Genomic DNA, 21,185 nt, shown 5'->3' with positions numbered 1-21,185 from the left:
TCGCGTTCGATAGCGAAACGGCCACCCCTCGGAGGAGTGACAGGGTCCGTCTCAACGAATCGGATCATCCACGCGACGCGGAAAATTCCTAGTCAATGGTTCTTCGCCGTAGAACACCTCGACTCGGCAACCGCCGTCTCATTCTCGACGGCGATGGTGTCGCTGGTCACCTGAAACGCCTCGTCCGACCAGTGGCGCTCTTCGTCCCGCATCTGGGCAGTGACCGGCTGGACTTGCCCCATGCGGGCGGACACCTTGGCCTAGCGTTGGGTGGAACTGGCAGGCCGTGGGTGTCGTCTCACTCCGAAAAGGGAGGGCGATCATGCGCATGATGGGATGGGTCGGTGTCCTCGCGGTCGCCGCCGTCGTTGTCACCGGATGCGGCGGAACGCCAGGCGAGCAGGATGCCGCCGGGGGCGGCGTCGTGGTGCTGGCGAAGGCGGAGGGGTGGCGCGACGGGCTTCGGGACGCCGCCGGCCACGCCTACGCGCTGGTCGAGATCGCCTCCGACGAGCGCACGGCCCAGCGGGCGTGGGAAGACAACGTGCCGCAGTCGCTGCCCGACGCCGACGGCGACCCAGCCGAACCCGGCCGCTACGCCCGGCTCGAGTCGGTCGACCTCGATCGGCAGGCGGTCGTGGTCTACTCGTCCGGGCAGTCCGGCACCTGCCCCTCCTGGGTGACCGGGATTGAGACGACCGACGACCGGATCGAGGTGGCGCTGGCCTCCACTGCCGACCAGGGTGAGGCATGCACCGACGACTTCCAGGCGTACCGGTTGGTGGTGGCCGTCGACCGTGACCGGCTGCCCGACCCCGCCCAGCTGCCCATCGAGCGCATCGACGTGTCCACCGAGAACCTCACCGACGTCGAGGGCCGTGCCGTGGCCTACCCCGCCGAGGACGCCGACCCTGCCGGTGCCGGCGATGAGCAGGCCGGCAGCGCTGCGGCGTCCGGCGACGGGATCGGCCCGCCCGCCGGCCTGGAGATCGCCGGCACCGACCGGATCGAGATCCGCGACGTGCCCACCGACCCTGGCCGCCCTGGCCACTGGCCGACCGCGAAGCCGCCGACATCGAGGAGGGCGAGCTCGTGGGCGAGCTCACCGATCCCGACGTAGTCGGCCCGCTCGTCGCCGAAGTCGGTGACGCCTACCGGATCGATCTCGGCGACGTCGCCTACGACCTGGCCCCACCGACCGTGAGGTCGTCTTCCTCGACGGTGACGACGTCCTCGAACGGGTCGGCTACTACAACACTGTCGACACGTGGGGTGAGCGCGAGGTCGAGGGACGTTGGCTGCATGGCTGGGACCTCCTTGCGGTCACTGCCGAACTGCCAGCCGAAGCGCGATAGCACTGACTTTCTCCGCCAGCTGCCGCGGGACCGCCTTCAGCCCTGCCCCGACGCCGAGATGTTCCGCGTCCGACCCCGTGCGATGGATCGGCGAGAACCAGTCCGCCACAGGGAGGGTCGAGAGCCCGCGGGTGCCGTCTCGTGCAGCGCGTCTGGCGGCCGCAACCTGGCCGGAGTTCCGCAGCTGATGGCGGGTTCTGGGGGTAGGCGCGGGTGATGGTGCTGGTCAGCGGGGTGTGGGTGCTGCCGAGGCCGCGATCGGCCTAGTCACACGTTTGAGGTGTGGGTGCTTGGTTGTGCGGTGTGTATCGGCTAGGGTGCTAGTCATGTATATCAGGCGGTCGGCGCGGCGGCGCAAGGACGGCAGCGAGGTCGTGTACGTGCAGTTGTGCCACAACGAGTGGGACGCCTCTCGGGGCCGGTCGGTCACCAAGGTGCTGCACAACCTCGGCCGCGAGGACCAGCTCGATCCCGACGCGGTCGAGCGGTTGATCGGCTCGCTGCGTCGGCTGCTGTCGCCCGAGCGGCAGCTGGCTGAGGCGGGTGCGGCGGAGGCGCTGGTGTGGCAGTCCTCGGCGCGGTACGGGGGGGCGTGGACGCTGGATGGGTTGTGGCGCCAGCTGGGCATCGATCAGACCCTGCGCGCGCTGCTCAAGGGTCGCCGCCTGGACGCGTCCGCTGAGCGGGTGCTGTTCGCGCTGGTGGCCAACCGAGCGTTGGAGCCGATGAGCAAGCACGCCGCGGCGACCCGGTGGGTGGGCAGTCAGGCCGCCGTCCCCGGGCTCGAGGGGACAAGCGATGACGCGTGCTACCGGGCGATGGACCGGCTGGTCGAGGTCGAGGGCGCCCTCGCTGAGCAGGTGTACTCAAGCGTGGCCAACCTGTTGAACCTCGAGACCGATCTGATCCTGTTCGATACGACCTCGACGTACTTCGAGCTCGACGAGCCCGACGTCGCCGTCGACGGTGACGGCGAGACGCAGGCGGGGTTGCGCAGTCACGGCAACAGCAAGGACCACCGCGGCGATCTGCCGCAGGTCGTGGTCGGGCTGGCGGTCACCCGGGAGGGGATCCCGATCCGCTGCTGGGTGTGGCCGGGCAACACCGCCGATGCCGCGCTGATCCGCCAGGCCAAGGACGACCTGCGCGCCTGGCAGCTCTCGAGGGTGGTGTGGGTCGGCGACCGCGGGTTCGCCTCGGCGGAGAACCGCCGGTATCTGCAGCGCGCCGGGGGGCACTACATCCTCGGCGAGAAGCTCCGCTCACACTCGCCCGAGGCCCAGGCGGCACTGTCCCGGCAGGGCCGCTACCGCCAGGTCGCGGGCAACCTGCGCGTCAAGGAAGTCGCCCTCGACGACACCTCGGACCGGTTCGTGATCTGTCACAACCCCGAGCAAGCCGACCGCGACCAAGCCATCCGCGGACGCCTCGTCGCCCAGCTGTCCGAGCGGATCTCAGGCTCCGATGCGCTCTCTGCCACGCGGCGCACCGAGCTGCGCGGCGAGCTGCGCACCAAGCCGGGGCTGCACCGCTTCCTGCGGGTCACCAAGGGCGGGCGGCTGCGCGTCGACCAGACCGCGGTCGCCGCTGAGGCCAAGCTCGACGGCAAGTTCCTGCTGCGCACCTCAGATCCCAGCCTCACGCCTGAGGACGTCGCGTTGGGCTACAAGCAGCTCGCCGAAGTCGAAGCCGGCTGGCGCGACATGAAGCACACCCTCGACCTGCGCCCGATCTACCACCGCCTCGAGGACCGCATCCGCGTCCACGTCACCCTCTGCTGGCTCGCGTTGCTGCTCATCCGCATCGCCGAGACGGCCACCGGCGACATGTGGCGCAACCTGCGCGACGAACTCGACGCCCTGCACCTCGGCACGTTTGCCAGCCCCACCGCCACCGTGACCCGGCGCACCGAGACCACGCCAGAGCAGCAGCGCATCCTCGCCGCCCTCGACGTCGCCGAACCGCCCGCGTTCAGCGACATCACCCTCGCCCGAGACGCCGCGGCCTAGCAACACCCCACCCCCACGACACCCCCAGCCCACCCGCGGGTCTAGTGACACGCCCTGTTCCTAGCCGAACCGGCATTCCCGCAGGTCACACCCCAGATTCGCCGCCCTCAGCCAGACCACTGCTGCGGAAGTCCGGTTGTAGCACTTGAGCTAATCGACCACCCCTTCTTCAGAGGGCTAATCGAGGTCGATCCCGAAACCGTTGGCCCCCGGGCCCGGCTGCACCGGACAATGACACCTTGACCTCGGCCATGGAGCCCTACCGCGAGCGTTGGGACGTCGAGGCGGTCAGGGGCGAGCCCCGTGCAGCGTGCCACTCCGGCAGAAGTCAATACGGTTGCCGCGACCGCGGTCCAACGCCCCCGAGAACTCCGCTGCACTGCGGCGCTTGCCGGGATGGTCTGCAGTTGTTCGACGACGGAGCGCGGGTGGGTGAGCCCTCGAGGGCGAGCAGATCGTCGACGGCGGTCTGCTCGCCCGTAAGGAAGACAATGGTGCGGTCACTCCGTGAGATGGGGACGCCTATTCAGAGGGTGGCTGGCCTTGTGCGGTGATGACACCGATTAGGTGGCGTTCGGGGTCGAGGAACTTGCCGATCTGGACTCCGGGAAAGAGAGGATCGGGGCCTTGCATCCGTGTACCACCCAGTGCTTCGGCCTGGCGCAAGGTCGCTTCCACATCCGCAACCTCGACGATCACGGTGACATGGCCGGGATATCCCTCCGCTCGCGACGGCCCGTTCCATGAGGGCGACGGTTCGTCGGGGACCCGGCTGATCGCACCTCCAAGACCGCTTCCTGTGGCGTCGAGGTTCTCCTCACGGTCGATCAGGCCGTACTCCGCCGGATTGTCGGGGTCGACATTGGCCTGCCAGTCGAACAGGGCGCCGTAGAACGCTCGCAACGTGGCAGCATCACGGCCCTCGATCTCGAAGTGCACCACGGCGCGTCCCATGAAGACCTCCGCACATATCATCGGTAGGTTGTCGTGTGCTGCTCCGCGGCTTTCCCATCCCAGATCCGCCGGGAGCAGCCGCGTCGTTGTCATTCCCGCAGGATCTTCTCCATGGCCTTTCCCTTCGCCAGCTCGTCGATCAGCTTGTCCAGGTAGCGGATCTCCTGCATGGTTGGCTCTTCGATGTCTTCCACTCGGACGCCGCAGACTACACCTTTGATCTGATCCCGTGCAGGGTTTGGATCAGGGGCCTCTGCGAAGAAGGTCTCGAAGTCCGTTGACTCTTCTAGTTGCTTCTCCAGCACCGTTTGGCTGTATCCAGTCAACCAACGGATGATCTCATCAACCTCGGCTTTCGTGCGTCCCTTCTTCTCCGCCTTCGTCACATAGTGGGGATAGATGGTTGCGAAACTCGTCGTATAGATCCGAGGTTTGGTCATCCAAGTCTCCATCCTGTGGCTGTGATCGCACCCCGACTCGACAAGCGATAGTCGTACACAGCGGCTGCCGCGACCGCGATCGTGCGGCCGCCCGGCGCACGGATCTCCTCGCGAATCCCTTCAAGGTCTTCGGGGAGGGAAACCGATGCGCGGTTCCGCTGAGCATCTCGACCGCGACCAGAACGAGCGCAACCGCGATGCCGGTGCGACGACTCCGACGGCACGCAGGCTCGCGGCCATCATGCAGGCGCGTCCTGGGGGAACCGTGCTGCGAGCCAGTCGTTCCATGCTTGCTCGGCGTCCGCTGCGGCCGCGGCACCCTGATCGCCGTAGAGGAAGAAGCGGATCGACACCATGGTCTGCTCGCCCATCGGCATGAGGAACAGGTGAGCGATCCCCGGCGCCGGCCGCTCCAGGCGCAGGAGCAGTTCCGGCTCCTCGCCTCCCATGCCCTCGAGGGCGGCGCGGATCTGCGGTGAGCTTTCGCGGACACCCAGCAGGTCCGGGTCGGTGATCTCCGTACTCTCCACAGCGCCCGAGAGCTCGGGAGCCCCCGCAGGTGCCTCGACCCGGCGCGCCTCCTCGTCGATCCTCACCGCACTCTTGATCGTGCGCCACGCTTCGGGCGGAGGCGTGTTGCTGAAGGCTGCCAGATCGAAGGCCGAGCACTTCTGCCCTGCGAAATGCGTGAGATAGAGCCGCAGCATGCGGAAGAACGACGACGACCATCCGTAAGCGTGACCTTCGAACTCGCCGTCCCACCGGTCGGTTTCCGCGAACCAGCGATGCACCACACGCACCACACACCTGCCACCGTCACGCGCCTCGACGATCCACTCCGTCGCGACCGTTCCCGGTCCCTCCTCGGTCTCGGCCGGCTCCTCGGACTCGGCGGCGTAGCGGTGCGGCGGGTTCCACTCGGTGATCCTCGCGACCGCATCCATGCCCGGCCCGAAGCTGTTTACGGTCTCACCGCCCACGCGCTCGTCGCTGGTGGTGGGCACGAACCACGAGGAGATGCCAGGACCCGTGGCGATCGCACGCCACACGTCCTCGGGCGAGCCGGGAACCTCGACGGCCGCCTCGACAGACCGGTGGCCATCGTCATTCTCGTGCACAGGCATCGTTGCCTCCTTCCTTCGGAACGCGTGGCTGAGGCAACGGGTGTGCCATGAGCACAAGCCGGTGCGAGCGCCCATCCGGCGCGGATTCGTCGTGGTACTTCGCGACCAGCTGGTTGATCGCCTCGGTCAGCTCACTGCTGAACGCGGCCCGCTCCTGTGATGATCGGAACCGGATCACCGTGTCCACCGACAGGGTCGCTAGCCGTTGGCCGGCCTTGTGGGCCCGACCGACCAGATCGCCGACCTCGCGCGTCGCACGGGCTGCCAGCGCGATGAGATAGCTCGCGGACAGACGGTCCATCTGCCGTTCCGGGTCGGCGGCCACCGGGCCGAGCGCGCTGGGAGAGACGACATACGCCGACGCGGTCGCCACCAGCCGGCGCTCGGTCAGCCCGCCCCACTGCTTCTCGCCTGCCATGTGGACCAGGCCATGCGATTCCAGCTTCCGCAGGTGGTAGTTGACCTTCTGCCGCGGCGACCCGACGCGCTCGGCCAGCGCTGCGGCGGATGCCGGCTCGCGAAGCTCCGCGAGCAGCCGACTTCGCACGGGATCCAGCGCCACACTCGCCGCGGCGGGCTCGTCGATGACCCGTATGTCCATCATGGTGCGACCCTACCGGCGACAAATATTGTTGTCAAAGGCCTCGCGCGCCCCGCGACGCAGGCCAGATTGCGGCCGAGGGTGCCGGTGCCCGCCTACTCGATCAGGTGCCGCCCGACTTCGGAGAGCCGGCCACGAGGCTGCGAACCTTGACAGGCAGCCATATGGCTGCTTCTCTTTTCATGCAGCCGCCCGGCTGCACGAAACGGGAAGGCGCTATGGACGCCGTCTTCAAGGCGCTGGCCGACGCGAGTCGTCGGCGGCTGCTCGACCGGCTCAACGCCCGCAACGGCCAGACCCTGCGCGAGCTGTGCGCCGAACTCGAGATCGCGCGGCAGTCGGTGAGCAAGCACCTCGCAGTGTTGGAAGCCGCCAACCTCGTCACCACCGTGTGGCGGGGCCGCGAGAAGCTGCACTACCTCAACCCCGTGCCGATCCACCAGGTCGCCGATCGCTGGATCAGCCGATACGAGCGGGGACGCCTGGCCACCCTCGTCCACCTGAAGCACGATCTGGAAGGAACCGCTGTGACCACACCGAAGTTCGTTTACGTGATCTACATCCAGACCACGGCCGACAAGCTCTACCAAGCGCTGACCGACCCCACGTTCACCGACGTCTACATGGGGGCCACCGGACCGCGATCGGACTGGCAGGTGGGATCGCCGGTGCGGTGGAAGTCGGATCCGGACGGCGAGTTCGAGGAGCTCGGTCAGCGCGTGCTCGAAGCCGAGCCCGGCAAACGGCTGTCCTACACCTGGCACACCCTCCAACCCATGCACCGCGACCTGTTCGACTCCGACGAGGAGTTCGACGCGGCTCGCCAGGAACGGTCCAAGGTCACCTTCGACATCGAGCCGGCCGAGGTGGCTGAGCTGGGCGTCAAGCTGACCATCATCCACGACGACTTCGACACACCGGACAGCAAGATGCTGGAGAGCGTCAGCGGAGGTTGGATCATGATCCTCTCCGGCCTCAAGACCCTGCTCGAGGCCGACACCCCGGCTGCAACCACCGACCGGTAGGAGGGCGAGAGCCGCGCCACGTGCGAGGGGCAGGTGTCACAGTCAGGGCACGACCGGTGTCTTCATGTCGACGTCCGCGACGACAGGAAGCGACATGGCGAACGGAACCCGGGTCCCCCCGGCACCGATCGAAGGTTTGTACGGCACGCTGATGAAGCGGTTCAGCAAGAAGCGGTTTGGCGTGGTGCCCGATGGCTTAGGCGTCCTGTGGCACAACCGGCGAGTGCTCAAGGCCAGCATGGGCATGGGCTACAAGACGACCAGGTGGAACGAGTGTGACGAGCAGCTGAAGTCGTTCGCCCACATGGCGGTGGCCAGCCTGGTCGGCTGCAGCTTCTGCCTGGACCTCGGCTACTTCATGGCCCACGACGAAGGCCTCGAGGAGGCCAAGGTGCGCGAGATCCCGCGCTGGTGGGAGTCGGAACTGTTCACCCCGCTGGAGCGGGAGGTGATGGCCTACGCGGAGGCGATGAGCCAGACCCCGCCAACCGTCACCGACGACATGTCCGCACAGCTGCTCGACCAGCTCGGCGCGCCCGCGCTGGTCGAGCTGACCGCCTTCATCTCGCTGGCGAACCAGACGGCGCGCACGAACGTCGCACTGGGCATCGAGGCTCAGGGGTTCTCAACCTCCTGTGGGTTGCCGCCGATGGCCAACCCGAGCAACGACCTACCAACCTCGGCATGAGCGACGACCCGTTCGCTTTCCCACCGCAGCCTGCTGTTCACGATCGCCTACGAGCTGCTCGGCTCAGCCAGCGATGCCGAGGATGTCGTGCAGGAGGCCTGGCTGCGGTGGGCGAACGTCGACCAGGCCGAGGTGCACGATCCGCGCGCCTACCTGGTGCGGGTCGTCACCCGGCAGGCGCTCAACCGGCAGCGCACGCTCAGCCGCCGGCGCGAGGACTATGTCGGGCCATGGCTTCCCGAACCGCTGCTGACCAGCCCCGACGTGGCCGATGACGTCGCGCTCGCCGAGAGCGTCTCGATCGCGATGCTCACGGTGCTGGAGACGCTCGGCCCGACGGAGCGCGCGGTGTTCGTCCTGCGCGAGGTGTTCGGCGTCCCCTACGCCGAGATCGCCGCAACGATCGGCAAGTCGCAGGCGGCGGTCCGCCAGATCGCACACCGGGTCGCGAGCACGTGATGCCTCGCCAACCTCGCATGGAGGTGAGCGCGACCGAGCAGCACGTCGTGGTGGAGCGGTTCCTGGCCGCGCTCCACACCGGGGACGTGCAGGCACTCCTCGAGGTGCTGGCGCCCGACGTCACGGCGATCGCCGACTGAGGGGGCCTCGTGTCGGCGGTCCGTCACCCGGTCACCGGCGCCGATCGGGTGGCCCGGTTCCTTGCCGGCCTCGTCACAGCCGCACCCGGCCTCCGCGCCAACACGACGTGGGTCAACGGCGCCCCGGCGATCCGGATCGAACTCGACGGCGAACTCCACGCGGCGCTCAGTCTGGTCGTCGCTGACGGCCGGGTCTCACGGCTCTACGCGATCAACAACCCGCACAAGCTGGCCCGACTCGACCATCCAGCCTCGCTCGCGAGGTGAGAGGAGTCAGAGCGCAGCACCGCGAAGGGGGGAGCGTGCGTTGGTCACGGTGCCTGTGGCGAGCGCCAGCGCGGCGAACAGCGTGGTGGTGCGTCGCTCGAGGCGGGGATCGCGTGTGACTCGCTCAGTATGGTTGGTCAACCACGCGGGAATCGGCGAGGGCGAGCGGGATGATGCGACCTGAGTACGACTTCCGCATCGGCGGCAGCGCCGTCGGCTCCTTCGTGCCGACCCGGCGGTCAGCGAGGTGGCGGCGTCGGATGAGGAACACCAGCGGCTGCGCAACCAAGTGGCCGAACTCCACGAAGCCGGCGTCCGGGTCATGGGCGGCAGCGCTGCGGCTGTCCCTGGCGTCGGGCCGCGCAGCCGACCGCCTCCGCTGGGCCCGCACGAGGGTCCGGCCGCGCCTCGCGGGTACCTCGCCGTCCCTCACGGCAACCACGTCATCGTCGAGGCCGCAGGCTCCGACGACGACATCAAGGGCCGCATCAACCAGATCAAGGCCGAGATCGAGAAGACCGACTGGACTGGGACCGCGAGAAACTTCAGGAGCGTCTCGCGAAGCTCTCCAGTGGTGTGGCGGTCGTCAAGGTTGGCGCTGCGACGGAGACCGAGCTCAAGGAGCTCAAGCACCGCATTGAGGACGCCCTGTCGCGACGCGTGCGGCCGTCGAAGATGGCAACGCGGGTCTCGAGGGCTCCGTGGTGGTCGAGCGGGTCCTTGGCATGGAGGCAGGTTCGGGCCTCAACGCCCTGACCGGCGACTACGAGGATCTGCTCAAGGTCAGCGTCGTCGAGCCGGCCAAGGTCACCCGGTCCGCGCTGCAGAACGCCGCGTCCATCGCGAGCCTGCTGCTCACGACCGAGGCGCTGATCGCCGACAAGCCCGAGCCCGAGGGCGAGGCTGCCGGTGGCGGTCACGACCACGGCATGGGCGACATGGGCGGCATGGGCTTCTGATCGTCTGACGCTCTGCAGTACGCAGGGGAGGGCTCCGCCGGCAACGGCGGGGCCCTCCTCGCGTCCGTCCCGCCTCGGCAGCAGGGCCGGCGCAGGCGTCCAGACCGTTCTGGTCCGGGCTTGGGTCCCCCGCCCGGCCCGGGCTGGCCGGCCCAGCTCGCTCGAAGGCATCGCTATCGGGTTCTTGGTCTGGTCTGGACCCACCTTGGCCCGATCCTCCTCGCTGTCCCCCGAACCTCGCTCACATCCGGCGCCGCGCGCAACGCCTACGGCCCACCCCGAAGTGAAGGCCAACGAACCGCGATAGCGCGCCCGCATCACCTGCAGCAACGGCGCGCCCAGCGCCATTCCGGCACTTCGATAGTCCCACCCTGCCGGTGGTGCATTCTCCGCGATCGTGCTCATGCGGCGGACCGCTCTCGACTCCGGCGGACGGCTCCTGTAATATGTGCGGTACAGCGCACGTATTGTCGGAGGGTGAGGTGCAGGATCGTGACGCGGTGTGGCAGGCCCTCGCCAGCCCCGGGCGGCGGCGAATCATCGATCTACTGCGCTCCGGGCCCCTCACCACAGGTGCGATCGTCGAGGCGACGGGCGTGGACCGGTTCGCGGTCCAGCGCCACCTCGGTGTGCTCCGCAAGGCCGGCCTGGTGTTGGTCACGGCGTACGGGCGAGAGCGACACAACACGCTCAACGCCTCAGCCCTCTACCAGGCCACGATCGGCTGGCTGCGCCCGATCGACCGTCACTACGCCACCGTTCTGGATGGCCTGCGCGATCAGCTCGAATCGAACGGTGAGGAGACGCTCATGGACCTCCGCCGACTGCACGTGGCCCAGCAGATCGACATCGCTGCCGAAGCACCACGCTGCTTCGAGGCGCTCACCGGTGACATCTCGCCGTGGTGGGGATCGCCCTGCCTGCTGATCGACCGGGCCGAGACCCGCATCACCGCCGAACCGCGCGTGGGCGGGTTGGTGAGCGAACACGCTGACGACGAAGAGGCCGCGTGGGGCACCGTCTCCGAGCTCGCCGCGGATCGGTCCATCGCGTGGACCGGACGGATCGGGCTCGGAGACGCCGTGACCGGCACCGTCCGGTTCACACTCACCGAACGGGCCGGTGGCACCCGCATCGACCTGGAACACGAGAGCATCGGCGCCTTCGGCCCTGGGTCGCAGCACAGCTACGACGACGGCTGGCGCGACCTGCTGCACCGGTTGAAGGCGCTCCTCGAGGACGGCGAGTCGTACGGGGTCACGGGGACGAACGCCCAGCCACCGACGATCCAAGCCTACGGGAGCGCGCCGTGAGCAAGCAGAAGATTGCTCCGGTCAGGGCGGCGCCCGTGGCATCGGCCGAGGCACCGCGCTGATGCTTGCTGAGACAGGCGTCACTAGGCATGTCACCGACCGCGAGAGCCGCCACCACAAGCACTCGGATCTTCCCGGCACGGTGCACTGGCCCATATGGTCGAGGCCGGCCTGCGCAGCCACCTTGTCACCGCCCGCCACGCAGCTGGGCTGCTGATCGAACGGAAAGGGATGTTGGTGCTCACCGGCTACGCCCTGCCCGAGAACGGCAGTGGACACGTCTTCTATGACCTGGCCATGCAGGGCGTTGGCACCCTCGGCGCAGCCACCGCATGCGATCTCGCCGAACACGACGTCGCCGCGGTCACGGTCTCCCCCGGATTTACCCGCACCGAAGCCATCCTCGTGGCCTTCGGCGACAACCCGCTCCCACCCGGAAGCGACTCGGTCGAACACGTCGGCCGCGTCCTCACCGCTCTGTGGAACGACCCCGCGTCCAACGAGCGCTCGGGACACACCGTGACCACCGCCGATCTCGCCCGGCACTACCGAATCACCGAACCCGGGGACATCCCGGCATGAGCCCGCTGTCTCCACGCCTGGAAGCGATCGTCGACGCTCTTCCGCTGCGAGCCGGGATGCGGGTCCTGGAGATCGGCGGGGGCCCAGGCGCTGCCGCCAAGGCCGTTGCCAGGCGCATTGGTGACGGGCACATCCTCATGATCGACCGCTCCGCCAAGAGCATCGCCTTGGCCGAGAGGAACGCCGCCGAGATCGATGCCGGCCTCATGAGCGTCCGTTGCGTCGCCGTCGAGGACTTCGAACTCCTCGGAAACGAGGAGCCTTACGACCTGGCCTTCGCCGTTCGTGTCGGCACCCTCGACGGGAGACACCCAGAAGTTCGCCAGATCGCTCTCCAACAGGTCGCCGACGCACTCACCCCACAGGGCCAGCTGTTCATCGACGGGGGCACCCCCCTGCGCCAGATCCAACTCCCACCGCGCCGAAGCTGACACGCCCGGCCGCAGCCCCGACACCGGGAATCCAGACTTCCGGATATCGCGACACCATTCATGCAAGGTCGGGGTCTTGATCGTGTAGGCGAGGCGAGGACGCGACGCACACCGCGTCAGTATGATACCACGAATGTGTATGGTATCATTCCATATCGTGACGTTTCGCTCTCCTCGGACTGCTGTCGATCCGCCCGATGGGTGGATACGAGCTGAAGAAGGTCATCGACGCGAGCGTCGGCCACTTCTACCCGCCCATGTACAAACCCCCATAGACCGTCCCGTTCGGGCCCACGCGTCGGTCCACTGTGGCGGCAACGGTTAGTCACACAATCCAGTTGATTATCATGCTTACAACGCCGCCAAGGATGCCGAGCGCCACCACCACTAGCAGCACCAGCGCGATCCACCGAGGGGCACCTCGGGCAGTACGCATGCCTCCCACCGTCTCCGGGGAGGAGCCCAGAGGATCATTGCCGGGAGGATCACCATCCGAATGCATGACCGTTTCCTTCCAAGGATCTCTGAGCGAATACTACGCGAGCTGAACCTGCCACCGAACACCCCGCCCGCACGGCCTAAACCCGCCCGGCCGCAGACCGAACCCAGCGGGGCGGCGTTGGCAAGGGAGGTTGGTCCGCAGGCGCGGTGGGGGGCTGTCGGACAGGGCTTGCTCGCTTCTGCGTTCATCAGCGAGGGTCGGTGTCGTACGCTGGGCCGCGGTGGCGGATCGCGACCACGCGCACGGTGGTCGCGTCGCGCAGCTGGTAGATGATCCGGTAGGCCCCCACCCGGTAGGACCGCAGCCCGGTCCGTCGCCCGCTACAGCCACCTCAGGTTGGACTCGACGGAGGTTCCGCGGGATGTTGTGCCGTGTTGCACGGGGCGGGTAGCTGCGGGATATTCGAGGCGCGCATCGGGCATGCGGCGCAGGAGCGGGAACGCGCCGTGAAGTGAAGTGATCCGTGCTCGTGCGGGAACGCGTGGAGGCTGTGATGCGAGCTGTCGTGCAGTTGGGCTACGGCGGGCCGCCGGAGGTTCTGGGGGTGCGCGAGCTCGATCTGCCGTCGCTCGGGGATGGTGAGGTGCTGGTGCGGGTGCGGGCGGCATCGGTGCATCCGGATGTCTGGCACGTGGTGACCGGTTTGCCGCGGGCGTTGCGTCTGATGGGCTCGGGCGTGCGCCGCCCCAGCAACGTTGTGCCTGGGACGGACATGGCCGGGGAGGTCGAGTCGGTGGGGGCGGGGGTGACGCGGTTGCGCCCCGGTGACGAGGTGTTGGGTGAGACGCTCGGTGGGATGCAGTGGCGCAACGGTGGCGCGTACGCCGAGTACGTGGCGGTGGCAGAGGACGCCCTGGCCGTCAAGCCGTCGCAGGTGACGTTCGAGCAGGCCGCGACCGTGCCCACTGCCGGGCTCATCGCGCTGGCGAACCTGCCCGACCAGGACCAAGCGCCTTCCCAACGGGTGCTCGTCAACGGGGCCGGCGGCGGGGTGGGTGCCATCGCCGTGCAGCTGGCACGGTCGTGGGGTGCACAGGTGACCGCGGTGGATCACACCCGCAAGCTGGACTTGCTGCGCGCGCTCGGCGCGGATCGCGTCATCGACTACACGACCGACGACGTCACGCGCAGCAGCGACCGCTATGACTTGGTGTTCGACGTGGTGGGCAACCATCCGTTCTCGGCGTACCGGCGAGTGCTGGCCGACGACGGCGCGTACGGGTTGATCGGCCATGACCAGTTTGGGGCGCAGGGTCGGCGGTGGCTGGGCAGCATCCCGAGAATGTTTGGGTTGATGGCTCGGTCGCCGGTGGAGCGGCGGCTGCCGCGACCGTCGTTCAAGGCGCCCGACCGCACGGCGTCGATGGCGCGCCTGCGCGACCTGCTGGAGGACGGCGCGATCACGCCCGTCGTCGCGCGTGCCTTCCCGCTCGAGCAGGTGCCCGACGCCCTCGAGCTCCTCGCCTCCGGACAGGCGGTGGGGCGGATCGTCGTCGTGCCGTAGGGCATCAGCGCCCACGCTCAAGGCGCGACCTGGGCCCTCGAACAGGCCACTGAGAGTGGCGGCAAGCGTGTCCGATCGACTTCCGGCCTACCCGGCGAGGGGCGCCTTGGTTGCCTAGGATGAGGGTGGTTAGATCGCTGTGAGCAACCCGCTGTGCGTCGTCGAGCGCATCCTGCTCCTCGGCAAGGGAACGTCGGGGGCGTCAACCACTGCCTCTACGATGGCAAGATGCCGGGATCTAACCGCACGGCCGCAGCCGCAGTCATGAGCGACGGGATCGTGACGCTCCGCCCGGTCGTGCGCGGGGATGTCGCTGCGCTCGTCGAGGCGGCGGCTGGCGCGGGTTCGGGCGCATGTGTGGGGTCTGCCCGGCGGCGCTCCGCCGGCCCTGGACGCCGACAGCGACGAGCCGTTGTGCATCGATCTGGGCGCCCCGCTGGTGACCGCCCATTCGGAGAAGGACGGGGCGGCGGGCACCTACAAGGACAGCTTCGGCTACCACCCGGATCTGGCGTTTGTTGACCGCGGCGACGGCACCGGCGAGGCGCTGGCCAGCCTGCTGGGCCCGGGCAACGCCGGGTCCAACACCGCCACCGATCACATCTGCCTGCTCGACGCCGCCCTGGCCGGGCTCCCCGAGCTCGCCGACGATGTTGAGGTCGTGGTGCGCGGCGATGTGGGCTACGCCGCCAAAGACTTCCTCGCCCACACCGTCGCGGCCGGCTGCGGCTTCTCGGTCTCCTTCGAGCTCTCCGAACGGGTCAAGACCGTCATCCGCACGCTGGCCTGGCACACCTCGGTGTGGGAACCGGCGCTGACCGCCGACGGACAGCTGCGCGAGGGCGCGGCGGTCGCCGAGGCCACCGGCATGATCGACCTGTCCGAGTATCCAGCGGGCAGCCGGCTGATCATCCGCCGCGAACCGCTGCACCCCGGCGCGCAGCAGAGCCTCGACGACATCGACGGCTACCGGTTCACCGCGCTGCTCACCGACCAGCCAGACGCCGACATCGCCGTCCTCGAGCAGCGCCACCGGGCCCGCGCCCGCGCCGAGGACCGCATCCGCAACCTCAAAGACCTCGGCATGAGCAACCTGCCCTGCGACGACTACGACCGCAACGCCGTCTGGCTCCAACTCGCCCTGACCGCCATGAACCTGCAGGTCCGGACCCAGACGCTGACCCTCTCAGGGGAGCTGGCCAGAGCCGAACCCAAACGGCTGCGCTACCAGCTGCTACACACCGCCGCCCGCGTGGTCCGCAGCGGCCGGCGCACCATCCTGCGGCTGGCCGCCGACTGGCCCTGGACCCCCGAACTGCTCGCCGCGTTCCAGCGATTGCGCGCCCTACCGCCCGCACCCGCCTGACCCCACCGACCCGCGCACCTTGACAACCCAGCCCAGCACGACAAGCGGTCACCCCGCCAGCTCGCGCTGCCCGAAGAGCCACCCAAGCAAGCACCACGGCGGCCCGACCGGCATCCTGGACGACCCCCGCCGACCTCAAGGGCCACACGTCGCTACCGAACGGACCCGCCAGCACCCCCACGAATAATCGAGGCTAGCGCTCGCCTGGCCCGTGCGGGCTCGCGCTCGACGCGGCGGGGTCACGCCGTGTCGAGCAGATCCACCCCCGACGGCGGCGGGAACCCCGACGCGACCCCCAGTGGGTGATGGATACGACCTGCCACACGATCACCGCGCGTTTGGAGGCGCCGAATCCGACGAGCGCCATCGACGTGATCTGGCTGGGGAGGATGGACTGGCCCAGCAGGCTCACGCCGGCCACCCCGTACTTGTCGAACGCACGTCGCAGTCTCTCCCGGCGCGGGGAGGTCTCGCGCGGCGTGGCGAACCGCTCGCCGGGGCGCGGCGCTCACAAATCCTCGAAGCGGCGCGCGAGCTCGTCACCGAGCACGGGATGGAAGCGCTCTGCTCGTCATCGCCGCTGAACGGTCGGCCGCAGTGGGCGATCACGACGAACCTCGCGATCATCGACGGGGATCGCGAGACGAGAGAGCCGAGCAGGCCCTCGCCTCCTCGCGTAGTGCCGCAGCGCGGGCGAAGTGGAGCGAGGCCTGCTACCCCCGAAACCTCAGCCCTACGGGGCGTGACCCGGCCAAGGTTCGCGATTGGAGGGCGTCAGAACAAGTTGAGGTGGGGTTGTATGAACGCATCGCAGAGAATGCGTAAACACCCCCCGGGAACAACTTGAAGTTAGAACTGCTGCGCCAGGAGGCTTAGGAGCACCACCGCAATGGTGATGTCCGCACAAACATGCGCGATCCATGGGGCGAGCAATCCTCGCGAGCGCAGGCGGATCACCCCGAGCATCGCGCCGTAGCCTGTTGCCAATACTACGCCGGCGAAGCCACCCGGGTTGCCATGATAGTGCGCACCACCAAACACTACCGCTTGCAACAGGACCGCCCAGGTCGCCTTCCCCAGCGTCTGCTGCAGCGCTCCCTGCACGACGCCGCGATAGATGATTTCCTCAACCGCCGCGTTGACCAACGGGAAGGCAACGAGCCACGCCGCCACTACCCAGATCGGCAACTCGTTGAGCTGTTCCAGGAAGGCGCGCCGAACCGGAGTGTCCAAGTCGGCCAACCAAGCCCATGCCAGCAACGCAGATGCCGAAGCGAGGATTGTCACTGCGGTGAGCAGCCACGTGGCCGGGTCGGGGCGGCCCAGCGGAGCCCATGCCCGCCAGCTCCTGGTGCCATCCGGGTTTGGCCCCAGCAGTCGCCGACTGACCGGGGCGGTCAGGGCGACCCACCCCAGTGCGATGACGGGCGGCCATTGCCATAGCCACGGTGCGAATCCGATGAGACTGCCGAGCACCGTGAGCAAGCCGACGTCGAGGGCGGCGCGGCTCCGTACGCGCGCAGCAAGCGCCATCGCGACGAGGCCGGAGATCGCGGCCGCAGCGCGCACACTGATGCCGACGAGCGTATCCGCAGCCGCGAGACCAAGCGGCATCGCCATCACCAGCAAACAGATAACTACCAGGGCGGCGGGACCCGGCCCATGTGCCTCGACAGAACGTTCGGGTCCGGTCCCCTCGGACGCCCAACGGCCACCTGCCGCCACCCTCGGACCCTCCACCACGTAGCCGTCCGCTGCCCAGCCCGAGGCTAGCCAAAGACTGGGCAGTCCCGCCGGCTGGGTCCGCCGCGTCGATGCCGGGGCAGTCGGTGACGGCCTCCTTCCACCTGACGTCCCGGATGGCGCGTCGCCGGGGTAGCTGCCCGCGCCGTCGAGGCGGATCTCCCAACGTCTCAGGGGTGATCCCGGGGATCGCACCGCGGACGACGAGCCGGGCGCCGAAGGCTACCAGCCCTCGGTGCCGGGGTGGGAGACAAGCGCAGCCGCACGACGAACGCCATGGGCGTGGAACGCGGCTTGCCGCTCAGCCGACCGGCGACGGTGAGCAAGGCCATCGGGCCCAGCGGCGCGCCCATTCGCAGGAGGAGGCGGATGACGGCGTTGTAGCGGGCCTTGCTGGCTAGTCGATCAACCCTCGGGCGTCCTCGACGCCGCAGCGGCGGTGGGCCAGGGAGGCAAGGTGTCGCTAGCGCGTCTTGGCCCCGAGGGCGGTTTCCGGGGTGGATCCGGCAGACGCCGGGGCCCCGGAGCCGGTCGCCGCGCGGGTGCTGGGGGCGGGCTGGTGGCGGAGCAGGCGCATGGCGTTGGCGATGACGACCAGGACGGATGCTTCGTGGACGAGCATGCCCACCGACATGGTGACGTCGCCGAAGAGCACGCCGGCGAGGAGGACCGCGACGGTTCCCAATGCGACGGTGATGTTCTGGCGCATGTTGTTGACGGTGCGCCGGGCGAGGGCGACGGCCTCGGGCAGCTTGCCCAGGTTGTCGGCCATCAAGGCGATGTCGGCGGTCTCGACCGCCACGGCTGAGCCGGCCGCGCCCATGGCGATGCCGATGTCGGCGGTGGCCAGCGCGGGGGCGTCGTTGACGCCGTCGCCGACCATGGCCACGGTGTGGCCCTGACGCTGGAGGTCGGCGACGGCGTCGAGCTTGTCCTCGGGCAGCAGGCCGGCGCGGACCTCGTCGATGCCGGCGGCCTGCCCGACGGCCTGGGCGACGAGCGGAGCGTCGCCGGTGAGCATGACGACGGTGTCGACCCCGGCCTCGTGCAGGTCGGTGACCATCTGCGCGGCCCCCTCGCGGACTTGATCGGCCACGGCGAGTACGCCGAGGACCCGGTCGTCGAGGGCGACGATCATGGGCGTGCGCCCCGCGGCGGCCAGCGTCGCGGCGATCTCGCCGGCGCCGACCACGTCGACGATGTGGTGCTGGTCGAGCAAAGCGGCGTTTCCGACCAGGACCCGCCGCCCCTGGATGGTGGCGGCGATGCCTTTGCCGGCGATCGGCTCGGTCGTGTCGGGCAGACCGGTCACGTCCAGGCCCTCGTCAGCGGCCGCGGTCAGGATGGGCCGGGCCAGGGGGTGCTCGGAGCCGGCCTCGGCCCGGGCAGCCCAGGCCAGAACGTCGGCTCGCTCGCTGTCGGCGTCGAGCGCGACCACATCGGTCAACTGTGGGCGACCGCGGGTCAGCGTGCCGGTCTTGTCGAGCGCGACGGCGCTGACCTTGGCCGAGGTCTCAAGGTACTCGCCGCCCTTGATCAGGATGCCGTCCCTGGCGGCCCGCCCGATGCCGGCCACGATCGACACCGGGATAGAGATCACCAACGCGCCGGGGCAGGCGATGACCAGCAGGGTGAAGGCCAGCACTACGTTGCCGGTGGCCAGGCCGACCACGAGGACCAGTCCCATGATCGCGGGCGTGTACCAGGCCGAGAAGCGATCCATGAACTGCTGGGTGCGCGCCTTGGCGTCCTGGGCCTCCTCGACGCGGTGGATGATCCGCGCCAGCGTCGTGTCCGACCCGGTGCCAGTCGCCCGCACCTGCAAGAACCCGCCCTGGGAGATCGTGCCGGCGAACACCTGATCGCCGGCGGTCTTCTCCACGGGGATGGACTCTCCGGTGATCGATGCCTCGTCCAACGCCCCGGTGCCGTCGATGACCTCGCCGTCGACGGGGACCTTGGCGCCGCTCTTGACCAGCACGGTCTCGCCCACGGCGACCTCGGCTGCGTCGACGGTGACCTGCTCGCCCTCGCGCAGCACCACGGCGACGTCGGGCGCGACCGCGACCAGTTCGGCCAGCGCCGACCGGGTCTTGTTCAACGTGGCGGACTCGAGGGCATTGCCGATGGCGAACAGGAACGTGACCGCCGCTGCCTCCCAGTACTCGCCGATGACGATCGCGCCGATCGCGGCGATGCTGACCAGCAGGTCGATGCCCACGACCTTGGCCAGCAGCGCGCGCCAGGCCTTGATCACGATCGGGGTGCCCGCCACGATCGCGGCCACGATCATCGCCGGGTCGCCGATGGCGTCGACGCCGGCGAGCCGACCGGCCAGCAACCCGACGACGATCAGCGCTCCTGAGATCGCTGGGACCGTCCACCGGCCGTTACGCAGGGTGTCCATAGCGGTTGCTCCTTGCTTGGTCTGCGTTCACCCGCCGTGTGCGGGCTTCGATGCTCAGTGTGCGCCGCGGCTACGACGCGAGACTGATGCAGGTCATGTAGCCGCAGGCCGATTCGGTTCGTCTGTCCCGAGGACCGGGGCGTCACAGCAGCTGGCACCGCCTGGGATCGTGAGATCCCGCAGGCGGTGCCAGGTCCGGGCCGGGGGTAGAACGGTTGAGGACTTGGGTGAACCCCGGCAAGGCCCCGATAGGGGCCGGGCGAAGGCCGTTCGACGCTGCCTTAGAAGGCGGTCGGCCGAGCGGTGTAGCCCGCCTTGGCCACGGCGGCGACCAGCTGGTCGACGCTAGCGACGTCCGGGTCGTGGTCGACCTCGATTCGGGCCGACGCGAAATGCACCTTGACGTTGGACACGCCGTCGACACGGCCGACTCGCTTTTCGATCTTCGACACGCACGAGGGGCAGGAGAAGCCCTCGGCGCGCAGCACGGTGCGGGTGGGGTTGGAGGTCGTGGTGCTCATGGTGGTGATTCCCTTTCCGATGTGTCCCTTGCCTGTGGTCTGGCAAGAGCAACGTTAGGCCCACCGCCACGCGCGAGTCTGACCTAGGTCAGGTAACCACACCCCGATCTGCAAACGCCGCCTGGTGGAGTCAACCGGAGCCACCCACGTTGCTTCGGGTGACGGGTTCGCTGCACAGGTCCGTGACGTGGTGCCTGAGGGTGTGGACTTGGTCGTGGATCTGGTCGGCGGTCAGACCCTGCGTGAGGCTGCACGTCTGGCCACCGACCTCGCCCCCGTGATGTCGGCCGCCGACCCGGCCGTCACCGAGCTCGGCGGTGCGACCCGACAGCGCGACCCGGAGGCGATGGAGAAGATGACCAGCGTCATCCAGTACGGCCTCGTCGACCCGCACGTCACCGGCAGCTACCCGCTCGAGCAGGCCCGCGAGGCCCTCGCAGAGGTCGAGTCGGGGCACGCCATCGGCAAGATCCTCATCCGCCCCGCCTGATCGCGCGGCGGGGGTCGCCGTAGGCTCAGGCCGGCGGCGGGCACACCCCCGGTGCGGCCCGCCGCGGCTCGAGGACAGCTAGCCGCTCAGCCGCCCGCTGCGACTGCGGCCGATGGCCAGCCCCAGGAACATGCCGGTGACCAACCCGACGATCATGCCGCCGTTCATGCCGATCGCCCAGCCGATCATGCCTCCACCAGCCGCGCCTGCGGCGCCACCGGCCACTCCGCCGGCTTGTCCGGCCGCCTGCGCAGCCTGGCCGGTCTCCAGCATCCCCTCGCGCTGACGCGGTTGCTCGGACATAG

General features: G+C 68.8%; 23 protein-coding genes and 2 pseudogenes. 12 read left to right on the top strand and 13 right to left on the bottom strand.

The window, feature by feature from the left end; all coding sequences use genetic code 11:
- Nucleotides 1–92: 92 nt before the first annotated feature.
- On the bottom strand, nucleotides 93–242 hold the full coding sequence (locus tag ER308_RS21365) for a hypothetical protein (RefSeq protein WP_165491808.1): 150 nt from the start codon (nucleotides 240–242) through the stop codon (nucleotides 93–95).
- An 80-nt stretch (nucleotides 243–322) separates the two neighbouring features.
- Between ER308_RS21365 and ER308_RS04260 the strand changes: the two genes are divergently transcribed.
- A complete protein-coding gene (locus tag ER308_RS04260) occupies nucleotides 323–1,120 on the top strand; it encodes a hypothetical protein (protein ID WP_131153829.1) in 798 nt (265 codons plus the stop codon).
- A gap of 58 nt (nucleotides 1,121–1,178) precedes the next feature.
- Here the strand turns inward: ER308_RS04260 and ER308_RS22705 are convergent, their stop codons facing one another.
- Nucleotides 1,179–1,304, bottom strand: a complete 126-nt coding sequence (locus ER308_RS22705) for a hypothetical protein (RefSeq protein WP_276319872.1) — start codon at nucleotides 1,302–1,304, stop codon at nucleotides 1,179–1,181.
- Between the two features lie 377 nt (nucleotides 1,305–1,681).
- On the opposite strand from ER308_RS22705, the gene ER308_RS04255 reads away from it, so the two are divergent.
- Nucleotides 1,682–3,364 (top strand): IS1634 family transposase, encoded by a 1,683-nt coding sequence (locus ER308_RS04255; protein ID WP_131153828.1) that lies wholly within the window; start codon nucleotides 1,682–1,684, stop codon nucleotides 3,362–3,364.
- A gap of 522 nt (nucleotides 3,365–3,886) precedes the next feature.
- Here the strand turns inward: ER308_RS04255 and ER308_RS04250 are convergent.
- From ER308_RS04250 to ER308_RS04235, 4 genes are all read right to left on the bottom strand, one after another.
- Nucleotides 3,887–4,318 carry a VOC family protein gene (locus ER308_RS04250; RefSeq protein WP_131153827.1) on the bottom strand — a complete coding sequence of 144 codons (432 nt, stop codon included), beginning with the start codon at nucleotides 4,316–4,318 and terminating at the stop codon, nucleotides 3,887–3,889.
- 89 nt (nucleotides 4,319–4,407) lie between these two features.
- A complete protein-coding gene (locus tag ER308_RS04245) occupies nucleotides 4,408–4,758 on the bottom strand; it encodes a DUF2200 domain-containing protein (RefSeq protein ID WP_131153826.1) in 351 nt (116 codons plus the stop codon).
- A gap of 239 nt (nucleotides 4,759–4,997) precedes the next feature.
- Nucleotides 4,998–5,882 (bottom strand): SRPBCC family protein, encoded by an 885-nt coding sequence (locus tag ER308_RS04240; protein WP_205745897.1) that lies wholly within the window; start codon nucleotides 5,880–5,882, stop codon nucleotides 4,998–5,000.
- Nucleotides 5,863–6,486 (bottom strand): winged helix-turn-helix domain-containing protein, encoded by a 624-nt coding sequence (locus ER308_RS04235; protein ID WP_131153825.1) that lies wholly within the window; start codon nucleotides 6,484–6,486, stop codon nucleotides 5,863–5,865. Before ER308_RS04235 ends, ER308_RS04240 begins: the two co-directional genes overlap by 20 nt.
- Nucleotides 6,487–6,701: 215 nt before the next feature.
- Here ER308_RS04235 and ER308_RS04230 point away from each other — a divergent pair, with 215 nt between their 5' ends.
- The 3 genes and pseudogenes from ER308_RS04230 (at nucleotide 6,702) to ER308_RS23080 (ending at nucleotide 9,062) form a co-directional block, all read left to right on the top strand.
- Nucleotides 6,702–7,508 carry an ArsR/SmtB family transcription factor gene (locus ER308_RS04230; protein WP_131156895.1) on the top strand — a complete coding sequence of 269 codons (807 nt, stop codon included), beginning with the start codon at nucleotides 6,702–6,704 and terminating at the stop codon, nucleotides 7,506–7,508.
- A 94-nt stretch (nucleotides 7,509–7,602) separates the two neighbouring features.
- Nucleotides 7,603–8,196, top strand: coding sequence for a carboxymuconolactone decarboxylase family protein (locus ER308_RS04225; protein WP_131156894.1), 594 nt, complete (start codon nucleotides 7,603–7,605; stop codon nucleotides 8,194–8,196).
- Nucleotides 8,193–9,062: pseudogene (locus ER308_RS23080) on the top strand (RNA polymerase sigma-70 factor). Before ER308_RS04225 ends, ER308_RS23080 begins: the two are co-directional and overlap by 4 nt.
- A 124-nt stretch (nucleotides 9,063–9,186) precedes the next feature.
- Here ER308_RS23080 and ER308_RS21975 read toward each other — a convergent pair.
- The gene (locus tag ER308_RS21975; protein WP_205746054.1) at nucleotides 9,187–9,366 is read right to left on the bottom strand and encodes a hypothetical protein; all 180 of its coding nucleotides are present in this window, start codon (nucleotides 9,364–9,366) and stop codon (nucleotides 9,187–9,189) included.
- Nucleotides 9,367–9,507: 141 nt separating this feature from the next.
- On the opposite strand from ER308_RS21975, the pseudogene ER308_RS23075 reads away from it, so the two are divergent.
- The 4 genes and pseudogenes from ER308_RS23075 to ER308_RS04200 all read left to right on the top strand — a co-directional run.
- A pseudogene (locus tag ER308_RS23075) lies at nucleotides 9,508–10,021 on the top strand (TCP-1/cpn60 chaperonin family protein); the annotation flags it as partial.
- Between the two features lie 482 nt (nucleotides 10,022–10,503).
- The gene (locus ER308_RS04210) at nucleotides 10,504–11,334 is read left to right on the top strand and encodes an ArsR family transcriptional regulator (RefSeq protein WP_165491807.1); all 831 of its coding nucleotides are present in this window, start codon (nucleotides 10,504–10,506) and stop codon (nucleotides 11,332–11,334) included.
- 156 nt (nucleotides 11,335–11,490) lie between these two features.
- Nucleotides 11,491–11,916 (top strand): Rossmann-fold NAD(P)-binding domain-containing protein, encoded by a 426-nt coding sequence (locus tag ER308_RS04205; RefSeq protein WP_131153823.1) that lies wholly within the window; start codon nucleotides 11,491–11,493, stop codon nucleotides 11,914–11,916.
- Nucleotides 11,913–12,347: an SAM-dependent methyltransferase gene (locus ER308_RS04200; protein WP_131153822.1), complete on the top strand. Its 435-nt coding sequence runs from the start codon at nucleotides 11,913–11,915 to the stop codon at nucleotides 12,345–12,347. Before ER308_RS04205 ends, ER308_RS04200 begins: the two co-directional genes overlap by 4 nt.
- 689 nt (nucleotides 12,348–13,036) lie before the next feature.
- Here the strand turns inward: ER308_RS04200 and ER308_RS23070 are convergent.
- The gene (locus tag ER308_RS23070) at nucleotides 13,037–13,153 is read right to left on the bottom strand and encodes a type II toxin-antitoxin system RelE family toxin (protein ID WP_131153821.1); all 117 of its coding nucleotides are present in this window, start codon (nucleotides 13,151–13,153) and stop codon (nucleotides 13,037–13,039) included.
- Between the two features lie 189 nt (nucleotides 13,154–13,342).
- Here ER308_RS23070 and ER308_RS04185 point away from each other — a divergent pair, with 189 nt between their 5' ends.
- Both ER308_RS04185 and ER308_RS04180 read left to right on the top strand, forming a co-directional pair.
- Nucleotides 13,343–14,353 carry an NAD(P)-dependent alcohol dehydrogenase gene (locus ER308_RS04185; protein WP_131153820.1) on the top strand — a complete coding sequence of 337 codons (1,011 nt, stop codon included), beginning with the start codon at nucleotides 13,343–13,345 and terminating at the stop codon, nucleotides 14,351–14,353.
- Between the two features lie 307 nt (nucleotides 14,354–14,660).
- On the top strand, nucleotides 14,661–15,719 hold the full coding sequence (locus tag ER308_RS04180; protein WP_131153819.1) for an IS1380 family transposase: 1,059 nt from the start codon (nucleotides 14,661–14,663) through the stop codon (nucleotides 15,717–15,719).
- A 193-nt stretch (nucleotides 15,720–15,912) separates the two neighbouring features.
- On the opposite strand, the gene ER308_RS21970 is transcribed toward ER308_RS04180, so the two are convergent.
- From ER308_RS21970 to ER308_RS04160, 4 genes are all read right to left on the bottom strand, one after another.
- Nucleotides 15,913–16,131, bottom strand: a complete 219-nt coding sequence (locus ER308_RS21970; protein WP_205745892.1) for a hypothetical protein — start codon at nucleotides 16,129–16,131, stop codon at nucleotides 15,913–15,915.
- Nucleotides 16,132–16,568: 437 nt separating this feature from the next.
- On the bottom strand, nucleotides 16,569–17,339 hold the full coding sequence (locus ER308_RS04170) for a CPBP family intramembrane glutamic endopeptidase (protein ID WP_240732058.1): 771 nt from the start codon (nucleotides 17,337–17,339) through the stop codon (nucleotides 16,569–16,571).
- A 586-nt stretch (nucleotides 17,340–17,925) separates the two neighbouring features.
- Nucleotides 17,926–19,869, bottom strand: a complete 1,944-nt coding sequence (locus ER308_RS04165) for a heavy metal translocating P-type ATPase (RefSeq protein WP_131153817.1) — start codon at nucleotides 19,867–19,869, stop codon at nucleotides 17,926–17,928.
- A 281-nt stretch (nucleotides 19,870–20,150) separates the two neighbouring features.
- On the bottom strand, nucleotides 20,151–20,390 hold the full coding sequence (locus ER308_RS04160; protein ID WP_131153816.1) for a heavy-metal-associated domain-containing protein: 240 nt from the start codon (nucleotides 20,388–20,390) through the stop codon (nucleotides 20,151–20,153).
- A gap of 124 nt (nucleotides 20,391–20,514) precedes the next feature.
- Between ER308_RS04160 and ER308_RS04155 the strand changes: the two genes are divergently transcribed.
- Nucleotides 20,515–20,880, top strand: coding sequence for a zinc-binding dehydrogenase (locus ER308_RS04155; protein WP_205745891.1), 366 nt, complete (start codon nucleotides 20,515–20,517; stop codon nucleotides 20,878–20,880).
- Nucleotides 20,881–20,958: 78 nt separating this feature from the next.
- Here the strand turns inward: ER308_RS04155 and ER308_RS04150 are convergent, their stop codons facing one another.
- Nucleotides 20,959–21,183: a hypothetical protein gene (locus ER308_RS04150; RefSeq protein WP_131153814.1), complete on the bottom strand. Its 225-nt coding sequence runs from the start codon at nucleotides 21,181–21,183 to the stop codon at nucleotides 20,959–20,961.
- Nucleotides 21,184–21,185: the final 2 nt, after the last annotated feature.

Source organism: Egibacter rhizosphaerae (assembly GCF_004322855.1).
In the GTDB taxonomy this organism is placed as follows: Bacteria; Actinomycetota; Nitriliruptoria; order Euzebyales; family Egibacteraceae; genus Egibacter; species Egibacter rhizosphaerae.
Note: the sequence above shows the minus strand (reverse complement) of the source record. Positions and strands in the feature narration are given on the sequence as shown.

Bases quoted from the DNA above. Each gene is read 5' to 3' on its own strand.
- ER308_RS21365 (WP_165491808.1), bottom strand. From the start codon at position 242: ATGGGGCAAGTCCAGCCGGTCACTGCCCAGATGCGGGACGAAGAGCGC.
- ER308_RS04260 (WP_131153829.1), top strand. From the start codon at position 323: ATGCGCATGATGGGATGGGTCGGTGTCCTCGCGGTCGCCGCCGTCGTT.
- ER308_RS22705 (WP_276319872.1), bottom strand. From the start codon at position 1,304: ATGCAGCCAACGTCCCTCGACCTCGCGCTCACCCCACGTGTCGACAGT.
- ER308_RS04255 (WP_131153828.1), top strand. From the start codon at position 1,682: ATGTATATCAGGCGGTCGGCGCGGCGGCGCAAGGACGGCAGCGAGGTC.
- ER308_RS04250 (WP_131153827.1), bottom strand. From the start codon at position 4,318: ATGGGACGCGCCGTGGTGCACTTCGAGATCGAGGGCCGTGATGCTGCC.
- ER308_RS04245 (WP_131153826.1), bottom strand. From the start codon at position 4,758: ATGACCAAACCTCGGATCTATACGACGAGTTTCGCAACCATCTATCCC.
- ER308_RS04240 (WP_205745897.1), bottom strand. From the start codon at position 5,882: ATGCCTGTGCACGAGAATGACGATGGCCACCGGTCTGTCGAGGCGGCC.
- ER308_RS04235 (WP_131153825.1), bottom strand. From the start codon at position 6,486: ATGATGGACATACGGGTCATCGACGAGCCCGCCGCGGCGAGTGTGGCG.
- ER308_RS04230 (WP_131156895.1), top strand. From the start codon at position 6,702: ATGGACGCCGTCTTCAAGGCGCTGGCCGACGCGAGTCGTCGGCGGCTG.
- ER308_RS04225 (WP_131156894.1), top strand. From the start codon at position 7,603: ATGGCGAACGGAACCCGGGTCCCCCCGGCACCGATCGAAGGTTTGTAC.
- ER308_RS04205 (WP_131153823.1), top strand. From the start codon at position 11,491: ATGGTCGAGGCCGGCCTGCGCAGCCACCTTGTCACCGCCCGCCACGCA.
- ER308_RS04200 (WP_131153822.1), top strand. From the start codon at position 11,913: ATGAGCCCGCTGTCTCCACGCCTGGAAGCGATCGTCGACGCTCTTCCG.
- ER308_RS04185 (WP_131153820.1), top strand. From the start codon at position 13,343: ATGCGAGCTGTCGTGCAGTTGGGCTACGGCGGGCCGCCGGAGGTTCTG.
- ER308_RS04180 (WP_131153819.1), top strand. From the start codon at position 14,661: ATGTCGCTGCGCTCGTCGAGGCGGCGGCTGGCGCGGGTTCGGGCGCAT.
- ER308_RS04170 (WP_240732058.1), bottom strand. From the start codon at position 17,339: ATGGCGATGCCGCTTGGTCTCGCGGCTGCGGATACGCTCGTCGGCATC.
- ER308_RS04165 (WP_131153817.1), bottom strand. From the start codon at position 19,869: ATGGACACCCTGCGTAACGGCCGGTGGACGGTCCCAGCGATCTCAGGA.
- ER308_RS04160 (WP_131153816.1), bottom strand. From the start codon at position 20,390: ATGAGCACCACGACCTCCAACCCCACCCGCACCGTGCTGCGCGCCGAG.
- ER308_RS04150 (WP_131153814.1), bottom strand. From the start codon at position 21,183: ATGTCCGAGCAACCGCGTCAGCGCGAGGGGATGCTGGAGACCGGCCAG.